The sequence below is a fragment of the Labrys sp. LIt4 genome (assembly GCF_017813775.1).
GTDB classification, from domain to species: domain Bacteria; phylum Pseudomonadota; class Alphaproteobacteria; order Rhizobiales; family Labraceae; genus Labrys; species Labrys okinawensis_A.
The window spans coordinates 70,263-78,788 of the sequence record NZ_JAGIPY010000026.1; the positions used below are offsets into that span (position 1 = coordinate 70,263).

The 8,526-nt window shown below is 63.4% G+C and carries 7 protein-coding genes; 4 read left to right on the top strand and 3 right to left on the bottom strand.

The genetic code is table 11. The features are described 5' to 3' along the window. The first annotated feature begins 15 nt into the window (after positions 1-15). The 4 genes from cyoB (at position 16) to J8I29_RS28525 (ending at position 3,785) form a co-directional block, all read left to right on the top strand. Positions 16-2,025, top strand: a complete 2,010-nt coding sequence (gene cyoB, locus J8I29_RS28510; protein ID WP_209434239.1) for a cytochrome o ubiquinol oxidase subunit I — start codon at positions 16-18, stop codon at positions 2,023-2,025. Further along, the gene (gene cyoC / locus J8I29_RS28515) at positions 2,025-2,669 is read left to right on the top strand and encodes a cytochrome o ubiquinol oxidase subunit III (RefSeq protein ID WP_209434240.1); all 645 of its coding nucleotides are present in this window, start codon (positions 2,025-2,027) and stop codon (positions 2,667-2,669) included. The genes cyoB and cyoC overlap by 1 nt, the downstream gene beginning before the upstream one ends. Further along, positions 2,666-3,043 (top strand): cytochrome o ubiquinol oxidase subunit IV, encoded by a 378-nt coding sequence (gene cyoD, locus J8I29_RS28520; protein ID WP_105864206.1) that lies wholly within the window; start codon positions 2,666-2,668, stop codon positions 3,041-3,043. The genes cyoC and cyoD overlap by 4 nt, the downstream gene beginning before the upstream one ends. A gap of 70 nt (positions 3,044-3,113) precedes the next feature. Further along, positions 3,114-3,785, top strand: coding sequence for an SURF1 family protein (locus tag J8I29_RS28525; RefSeq protein ID WP_245197462.1), 672 nt, complete (start codon positions 3,114-3,116; stop codon positions 3,783-3,785). 4 nt (positions 3,786-3,789) lie between these two features. On the opposite strand, the gene J8I29_RS28530 is transcribed toward J8I29_RS28525, so the two are convergent. The 3 genes from J8I29_RS28530 to J8I29_RS30495 all read right to left on the bottom strand — a co-directional run bounded on the left by J8I29_RS28530 (position 3,790) and on the right by J8I29_RS30495 (position 7,748). After that, on the bottom strand, positions 3,790-4,332 hold the full coding sequence (locus tag J8I29_RS28530) for a response regulator transcription factor (protein ID WP_209434242.1): 543 nt from the start codon (positions 4,330-4,332) through the stop codon (positions 3,790-3,792). Continuing rightward, positions 4,313-5,608 carry an ATP-binding protein gene (locus tag J8I29_RS28535; protein WP_209434243.1) on the bottom strand — a complete coding sequence of 432 codons (1,296 nt, stop codon included), beginning with the start codon at positions 5,606-5,608 and terminating at the stop codon, positions 4,313-4,315. The genes J8I29_RS28530 and J8I29_RS28535 overlap by 20 nt, the downstream gene beginning before the upstream one ends. A 199-nt stretch (positions 5,609-5,807) precedes the next feature. Further along, positions 5,808-7,748, bottom strand: a complete 1,941-nt coding sequence (locus tag J8I29_RS30495; RefSeq protein ID WP_209434244.1) for a M23 family metallopeptidase — start codon at positions 7,746-7,748, stop codon at positions 5,808-5,810. Positions 7,749-8,526 lie beyond the last annotated feature (778 nt).

Sequence of the window (8,526 nt, forward strand, 5' to 3'; positions counted from 1 at the left end):
CGAGCGGTTTTTGCCATGTCTTCTGAAACGGTTGCGGTGAGCCCGATTTTCGGTCGGTTTACGCTTGAAGCCATCCCCTATCACGAACCGATCCTGGTCGCGACCTTCGTGGCGGTCGCCATCGGCGGCATCGGCCTCCTCGGCGCGCTCACCTATTTCCGCGTCTGGGGCTATCTGTGGCGCGAATGGTTCACCAGTGTCGACCATAAGCGCATCGGCGTGATGTATATCGTGCTGGCGCTGGTCATGCTGCTGCGCGGCTTTGCCGATGCGATCATGATGCGCCTGCAGCAGGCGATCGCCTTCGGCGGGTCCGAGGGCTATCTGCCGCCCCATCACTACGACCAGATCTTCACGGCGCACGGCGTCATCATGATCTTCTTCGTGGCGATGCCCTTCGTCACCGGCTTCATGAATTTCGTGGTGCCGCTGCAGATCGGCGCGCGCGACGTCTCCTTCCCCTTCCTCAACAATTTCTCGTTCTGGATGACGGCGGCCGGCGCGGCCATCGTGATGATGTCGCTGTTCGTCGGGGAATTCGCCAAGACGGGTTGGCTCGCCTATCCGCCGCTCTCGGGCATCGCCTATAGTCCGGATGTCGGGGTCGACTATTACATATGGGGCCTGCAGGTCGCGGGCGTGGGCACGCTGTTATCGGGCGTCAACCTGATCGCCACCATCGTCAAGCTGCGTGCGCCTGGCATGACGATGATGCGCATGCCCGTCTTCACCTGGACGGCGCTGTGCACCAACGTGCTGATCGTCGCCGCCTTCCCGGTGCTGACGGCCGTGCTGGCCCTGCTGTCGCTCGACCGCTATGTCGGCACCAACTTCTTCACCAACGACCTCGGCGGCAATCCGATGATGTATGTGAACCTCATCTGGATCTGGGGCCATCCGGAGGTCTACATCCTCATCCTGCCGGCCTTCGGCATCTTCTCGGAAGTGACGGCCGCCTTCTGCGGCAAGCGCCTGTTCGGCTACACCTCGATGGTCTACGCTACGGTGGTGATCACCATCCTGTCCTACCTGGTCTGGCTGCATCACTTCTTCACCATGGGCTCGGGCGCCAGCGTCAACTCCTTCTTCGGCATCACCACCATGGTGATCTCGATCCCGACCGGCGCGAAGATCTTCAACTGGCTCTTCACCATGTATCGCGGCCGCATCCGCTTCGAGCTGCCGATGATGTGGACGGTCGCCTTCATGCTCACCTTCGTGGTCGGCGGCATGACGGGCGTGCTCCTGGCCGTGCCGCCGGCCGATTTCGTGCTGCATAATTCGCTGTTCCTGATCGCCCATTTCCACAATGTGATCATCGGCGGCGTGTTGTTCGGCATGTTCGCCGGCATCAACTACTGGTTCCCCAAGGTCTTCGGTTTCCGGCTCGATCCGTTCTGGGGCAAGATCTCGTTCTGGTGCTGGGTGGTCGGCTTCTGGGTCGCCTTCATGCCGCTCTATGTCCTCGGCCTGATGGGCGTGACCCGCCGCGTCAGCCATTTCGAGGATCCGTCGCTGCAGATCTGGTTCGTGATCGCCGCCTGCGGCGCCGCGATCATCGCCGTCGGCATCGCCGCCATGCTGATGCAGTTCTTCGTCAGCTTCCGCAAACGCGAAGAACTCAAGGACGTCACGGGCGATCCCTGGGACGCCCGCACGCTGGAATGGTCGACCTCCTCGCCGCCGCCGGCCTACAATTTCGCCTTCACCCCGGTGGTGCATGATCTCGACGCCTGGGCGGACATGAAGCGCCGCGGCTACAAGCGCCCGCTGGAAGGCTACAAGCCCATCCACATGCCCAAGAACACCGGGGCGGGCATCGTCCTGGCCGGGCTGAGCGCTGTCTGCGCCGTCGCGCTGATCTGGTATGTCTGGTGGCTCGCCATCGCCAGCTTCGTCGCTTTGCTGGCCGCGGTCATCATCCATACCTTCAACTACAACCGCGACTTCCACATCCCCGCCGAGGAGGTGGCCACCGCCGAGAATGCCCGCACCCGCCTGCTGGCGGCGGCAGGAGAACGCTGATGTCGCAGACCATCCTGATGCCGCAGACCGAGAGCGAAGACAGCCGGGCGCCGGTCTTCCATCTGCCGGAAGAACCGCATCATCCGGAAGGGTCGAGCACCATGCTCGGCTTCTGGATCTATCTGATGAGCGACTGCCTCATCTTTGCGATCCTGTTCGCCACCTATGGGGTGCTCGGCGGCAATTACGCCGCCGGTCCCGCCCCGAAGGATCTGTTCGATCTCAATCTGGCGGCATTGAACACGTCGATGCTGCTGCTCTCCTCCATCACCTATGGCTTTGCCATGATCTCGATGCAGGAGAACAAGGTCGGCTCGACCCAGGCCTGGCTCCTGGTCACCGCTTTGTTCGGCATGGCCTTCGTCGGCATCGAACTCTACGAGTTCTCGCACATGATCCATGAGGGGGCGACGCCGCAGCGCAGCGGCTTCCTCTCCGCCTTCTACACGCTGGTCTCCACGCACGGCCTGCATGTTTCCACCGGCATCCTCTGGCTGTTCACCCTGATGGCGCAGGTCGCCCGCTACGGCCTGACCTCGGCGAACCGCCGCCGTCTCATGTGCCTGAGCCTGTTCTGGCACTTCCTGGACGTCATCTGGATCGGCGTCTTCACCTATGTCTATCTGATGGGGATGCTGCGATGAGCGCCCACACCCACCAAGACTCCCATCACGACGAGCACGGCTCCTCGCATGGTTCGCGCAAGAGCTATCTGATCGGCTTCGGCCTTTCGGTGGTGCTGACCTTCATCCCGTTCTGGCTGGTGATGACGGGCGCACTCGAATCCAAGGTCGCGACCTCGCTGATCGTGATCTCGCTGGCGGTGATCCAGATCGTCGTGCACATGGTCTATTTCCTGCACATGGATGCCAAGTCCGAGGGCGGCTGGAACCTGATGGCCCTGATCTTCACCATCGTGCTGGTGGTGATCACGCTGACGGGTTCGCTGTGGGTGATGTATCACCTCGTCAACAACATGATGCCGATCTCGGCACATGACATGCGCAACATGCCGTGAGCCCGATACGATGACCGCGCCGGGTGGCCGGCCGGACCGGCCACCACGTTTGCGGCGTGGTTTTACCGTCATGGTGGCGGCGCTCATCGTCGCTTTTGCGGGTTTTTGTGCTCTTGGGGTGTGGCAGGTCCAGCGTCTCGGCTGGAAGCTCGACCTGATCGCCCGCATCGACGCCCGTATCCATGCCGAGCCCGCGCCGCCGCCCGGCCCGGAAGCATGGCCCGCCATCGCCGCCGACAAGGACGCCTACCGCCGTATCCGGCTGGCGGGCGAATTCCTCGATCGCCCGCCCGTCTTCGTGCAGGCGACCACGGCCCGCGGGGCCGGCTACTGGACATTGTCACCCCTGAAGACCGAGCAGGGCTTCACGGTGCTGGTCAATCGCGGCTTCGTGCTGCCGGAAGAACGCGCCAAGGTCGGCAATGCCGCCGGGCCGGCCGCGGTGACCGGGCTGCTGCGGCTCAGCGAACCCAAGGGCGCCTTCCTGCGCAGCAACGATGCCGGAGCCGATCGCTGGTATTCGCGCGATGTGGCTGAAATCGCCGCTGCCCGCGGCCTCGGCGCTGTCGCTCCCTATTTCATCGACGCCGAGCGTAGGCAGCCCGGCGAAATTCCGACCGGCGGCATGACGGTGGTCGATCTGCCGAACAACCATCTGGTCTACGCGCTGACCTGGTTCGCCCTCGCTCTCATGACGCTTGGCGGGCTGGTCTATACCGTGCGCGAGAGAAGAGCGGGATAATTCCTCATTTCAGGCGCCGTTTCTCCAGCTTGCGCGCCAGGGTGCGCCGGTGCATGCCGAGGCGGCGCGCGGTTTCGGATATGTTGAATTCCGTCTCCACCAGCGTCTCGTGAATGCGTTCCCATTCGAGATTCTTGATCGAGGTCGGGGTCTGCGTGGTCGGCACGCTGGTGTCACCGTCGCTGCGCTGGAAGGCCGCCTCGATGTCGTCGGTGTTGGAGGGCTTGGCCAAATAGTGGCAGGCCCCCAGCTTGATCGCCTCGACGGCGGTGGCGATCGAGGCAAAGCCCGTCAGCACCACGATCTTCATGGCGGCGTCGTGGCCATGCAGCGCCTTCACGCATTCGAGCCCCGAGCCGCCCGCAAGCTTGAGGTCGACAACGGCAAAGCCCGGCGCGTGATCTTCGAGCAAAGCCTGCATCGGCTCGAGGCCGGCGGCGACCTCGACGGCATAGCCGCGCCGCTCGAAGGATTTGCGCAAGGTCCGGGCGAAGGTCGCGTCGTCCTCGACGATGATGAGGCGGCGTTCAGCCGGGGAGGGAGGCATCGGTTACTCCTTCGGGCGACAGCGTCGCCATCGGCAGGGTCAATTCGACCAGCGCGCCGCCGTTCAGCAGATTCTTGGCCGTAACGGTGCCGCCCAGCTTGCGGGCGACATTGACGACCAGGAACAGGCCGAGCCCGCTGCCCGGCCGATTCTTGCTGGAATTATAGGGTTTGCCGAGCTGATCCAGTATGTCCTTGCCGAAACCCGGCCCTGCGTCGGTGACAGAGAGCGTGAGCCGTTCCCCGCGCCGCTCCAGGGCGATGCCCACCCAATTGGGCGAGGCTTCGAGCGCATTGTCGAAGAGATTGAACACCACCTGCTTGAGGGCATCGTCCGAAACGATGGAGACATCGGTGCCGAAAGTGTTGTTGTAATCGAGGCGTGCGGGGGATCGGCTGGCTCGCCATTCCTCCACGAGCTCGTCGAAGAAGTTGATCACGCTCGTCCGCCGCGTACCTTCGCCACGTACTTCGCCCGATGACATCAGGATACCGGTGACGATCGTCTTGCAGCGGTCGAGCTGGCCGCGCATTTCGGCGAGTTCGGCCGCGATCTCCTCGTCCTGGCTGAACATCTCCATGCGTTGCCAGTCGCTCAGAATCACCGAGAGCGTCGCCAGCGGCGTGCCGAGCTCATGGGCGGCGCCGGAGGCGAGCAATCCCATGCGGACGATGTGATCCTCCTCGGCCGACTGCTGGCGAAGGCTGGCCAGATGCGCGTCGCGGGCACGCAGGTTGCGGTTGATGCGGGTGACGAAGAATACCAGCAGGATTGCCGCCAGCACGAAGCAGATGAAGGTGCCCTGGACATGCAGGTCGGCGAGATCCGCGCTGTTTTGTGGCGGTATCGGCAAGGGGCGGTTGAAGGTCGCCAGGCCGATGAAGCAGGCGCTGGTGGCTGCCAGCAGCGTCCAGGTCGACCAGGCCTCCAGCAGGACACCGCCGATGATGACCTGCAGGAGGTAGAGATAGATGAAGGGGTTGGAGGCGCCGCCGCTGAGATAGAGCTGCACGGTGAGCGCGGCGACATCGAGCATGAGCTCGAGGAAGAGCTCGGTATTGCCCACCAGGCCCTGGCTGCGCAGCCGGACCAGGCCGACGACGTTGAGCGCCACCAGGAAGCCGATCACCACCGCCATCTCGAACAGCGGCAGGGGGATGCCGAGGACGAGGTCGACGAACAGGATGGTGATCACCTGCCCGATCACGGCGAGCCAGCGCAGCTGGATCAGCAAGGCAAGGTTTTTCTGGTCGGTGGTGTCCCGTATGGCGGTCATGACGATTTACTAGAGCGTTTTCCAGAAGAGTTGATAGATTTTTCGCTTAAGAAAACGCGCCAAAACAGGGCGTTGGAGAAAAATGACGAGTCGAAGAAAAGTCATTTTTCTCCAACGCGTCTCGCCGTCGGGTGGCAGCGGCGTTGGCGAAAATAAGGCGGCTGGCAGTCGCCGGGCACTTGCCGACGCCTACCCGGCCTCAGCTCTTGTTGGTGCCGGTTGCGATTTCGGCGACGGGAGCCTTGCTCATCAGGGCGTTGATGCGGTCGCGCTCGGCCTTGAAGGAGGCGAGCAGATCGCCATTGAGCTCGCGCCCCTGGGGCAGCTTGATGCGCATCGGATCGACGAAGCTGCCGTTGATCTTCACTTCGTAGTGGATGTGCGGGCCGGTCGCCAGACCCGACTGGCCGAGATAGCCGATGACCTGGCCCATCTTGACCTTGGCGCCGACGCCCGTGCCCGAGGCGAAGCTGTTCATGTGCGAGTAGGTCGACAGATAGCCGTTGGCGTGCTGGATCTCGATGTGGCGGCCATAACCATTGGTCCAGCCGGACTTGACGATGGTGCCGTTGCCGGTGGCCAGGATCGGCGTGCCGACGCGGTCGGCCCAGTCGACGCCGGTGTGCATCTTGTAATAGCCGAGGATCGGGTGGCGGCGCATGCCGAAGGTGGAGCGCATCTCGCCGCCATTGATCGGCTTGCGGGTCAGGAATTTGCGCGCCGACTTGCCGTCCTCGTCGTAATAGTCGACCTGGCCGTCGTCGGGACTGGCGAAATGATAGTAGCGCTTGAGCTCGCCATTCACGGTCAACGCGGTATAGAGGATGTCGCCGACCGGGTTGCCGGCATCGTCCTGCTCGTAGAAAAGCTCGAAATTGTCGCCCGGCCGAGTATGGCGGGTGAGATCGACATCATAGGCATAGACGCGCAGCAGGCGCTCGATCATTTCCTTGGGCACCTGCTGCTTCAGGGCCGTCTCATAGATGGAATAATAGAGGCGAATGCCGGTGCCGCTGTCGCCTTCGTCCTCGTCGTCACCACTCTGATTGTCCTGGGCGTTGGCGGCAATGTCGGTCGAGTTGGGATCCTGCACGGAAACATAGCCGCCGGTGTCGGCGAGTACCACGGTGCCCAGATGCTTGTCGGCATTGTAGACCGACAGGCGTACGGGCCGGGAATGGGCGTCCTCTTCCCCTCCCGGGGCGACCAGGACCCTCAGGCGCAGCCCGCCATGCAGCTTGCCGGCATCACCGAGCGCCTTGGCGATGTCCTGGACCTCCTGCGGGGTTGCGCCCAGGCGTCCCAAAATGGCGGCGAGCGTGTCCTTGTCCTCCACCGTGATGGTCTGCTCGCGGGAGGAGACCTCGGGCGCCGTCTTGGCGATATTGGTGAAGTTCTCGGGCACGATGGTGATCTTCAGCGCCGAGTCCGGATCGGTCTGCACGTCGGTCTCGCGCAATGCCGTCAGGTCGGCGCTCTCGGCGCGGTCGTCGTCGGCAGCGAGCGCCACGAATTGAGGGGGGATGATCGCGGCCGAGGGATCGCCGCCCTGGCTCTGCGCCCGCACCAGAGCGAGTACCTGCTCGTCGGGCAGTTGGGGGCCGGAGGTCGGCTGGAAGTTCACGCCCACCAGGTCGCGGCTGGCCACGGTTACCTCGCCGTCGTCGGGCGCCTGTTCGACATGGGCAGTGGCCGGCGCCAGGGCCGCATCCGGATCGGCGGAAAGAGCCTGGGGATTATAGGGCGGCACCTGGGAGGCGAGCGGCCCGGAAGCGATCTGCAGGCTGGCGAGCACGCGGGCGAAGGGCTTGACCTTGATGACGTCCTTGTCGCCCACTTTGGTGGTGGTAGAGACGCGGATGACCTGATGCGCCTCCATCGTATCGGTCTGGATCAGGATGCGATCGGTCTTCTGCGTGGAGGTCTGGGCCTCGCTCTCGCGCACGACGGCCGGGGCGATCTGCGGGGCATGGCCCACGCTGTATTCGCCGTCCAGCGCGGCGTAGACGGCTCCGCCCATGAGGCCGGCACCGCACAGGCCGGTGAGGACCGTTCCCGTCAGCCAGCGGATCGAGACCTTGCGCCGGTCGGGCGCGCGCCCGCCATCCGCCGAAAGCGGCGCCTGCGTTCCGGGATCCACGATCCCGTACCGATCCTGCCGCCTGTCTCTATAGGTCGTCCGTGGTGACAAATTCGATCGTTCCGCCAGAAATACGCTGAACCCAAAACGCCGAGGCGTGAGGCGGGGCGCAAGGTTGGTAGGAAGTTGCCCTTTCCTCGGGGGCGGACCGTGCCCTAGCCGGGCGCGCCGGTCAATTCCAGATCCATCTTAACCCCTGATCAATTGGGCCGATTTGGGGCGGTGCAGGACAATTCTGCGAATTCCGGGCGCAATTTCCAGTCGGAGGGCGGCTCGATCGGGGAAAAGACAGGGCCGAGGGCGGGGCATCATAGCTCGCGCGCGAAGGCGACGCCTGGCCGAAAGCGAGGCAGGAACCGCTGTGTGTAGAAGGCAAGCGGGCTCCCGACCGGGGGAGATGGCGGTCGGGGCTTGAAATATCCGCCCCGAATATCCACGTATCGGCAATGAGTTAGCGAAGGTTGCCCGGGAGCTCTCCACAGGCTCTCAAAAAAAGCGTCACGCAACCGTCAAAAAAATGAAATCGGCTGTTGACGGGCGGAAAGAGCCCCTCTATACAGCAGCCATCGACGGACGGCGCTGCCGCGAATGAGCGGCGGGGCTGATTTGTTGCCTCTTCTGCTTAAGATCGCAAGGTTATGAACCTGGTGAAAGCTGGGGCGATGAGGCGTCTGGAAGATTGAACGGGTTCAGCTCGTTCCGGCTATTTGACAATTGCATCGGAAGAAAGAGAAGCGTAGGCGACGATGTCCTTGCGGTGATGTGAGAGCATCACGAA

What these genes read in the sequence shown, in the direction of transcription:
- J8I29_RS28525 (WP_245197462.1), top strand. Translation starts at nt 3,114, where the DNA reads ATGGTGGCGGCGCTCATCGTCGCTTTTGCGGGTTTTTGTGCTCTTGGG.
- cyoB (WP_209434239.1), top strand. Translation starts at nt 16, where the DNA reads ATGTCTTCTGAAACGGTTGCGGTGAGCCCGATTTTCGGTCGGTTTACG.
- J8I29_RS28535 (WP_209434243.1), bottom strand. Translation starts at nt 5,608, where the DNA reads ATGACCGCCATACGGGACACCACCGACCAGAAAAACCTTGCCTTGCTG.
- cyoC (WP_209434240.1), top strand. Translation starts at nt 2,025, where the DNA reads ATGTCGCAGACCATCCTGATGCCGCAGACCGAGAGCGAAGACAGCCGG.
- J8I29_RS28530 (WP_209434242.1), bottom strand. Translation starts at nt 4,332, where the DNA reads ATGCCTCCCTCCCCGGCTGAACGCCGCCTCATCATCGTCGAGGACGAC.
- cyoD (WP_105864206.1), top strand. Translation starts at nt 2,666, where the DNA reads ATGAGCGCCCACACCCACCAAGACTCCCATCACGACGAGCACGGCTCC.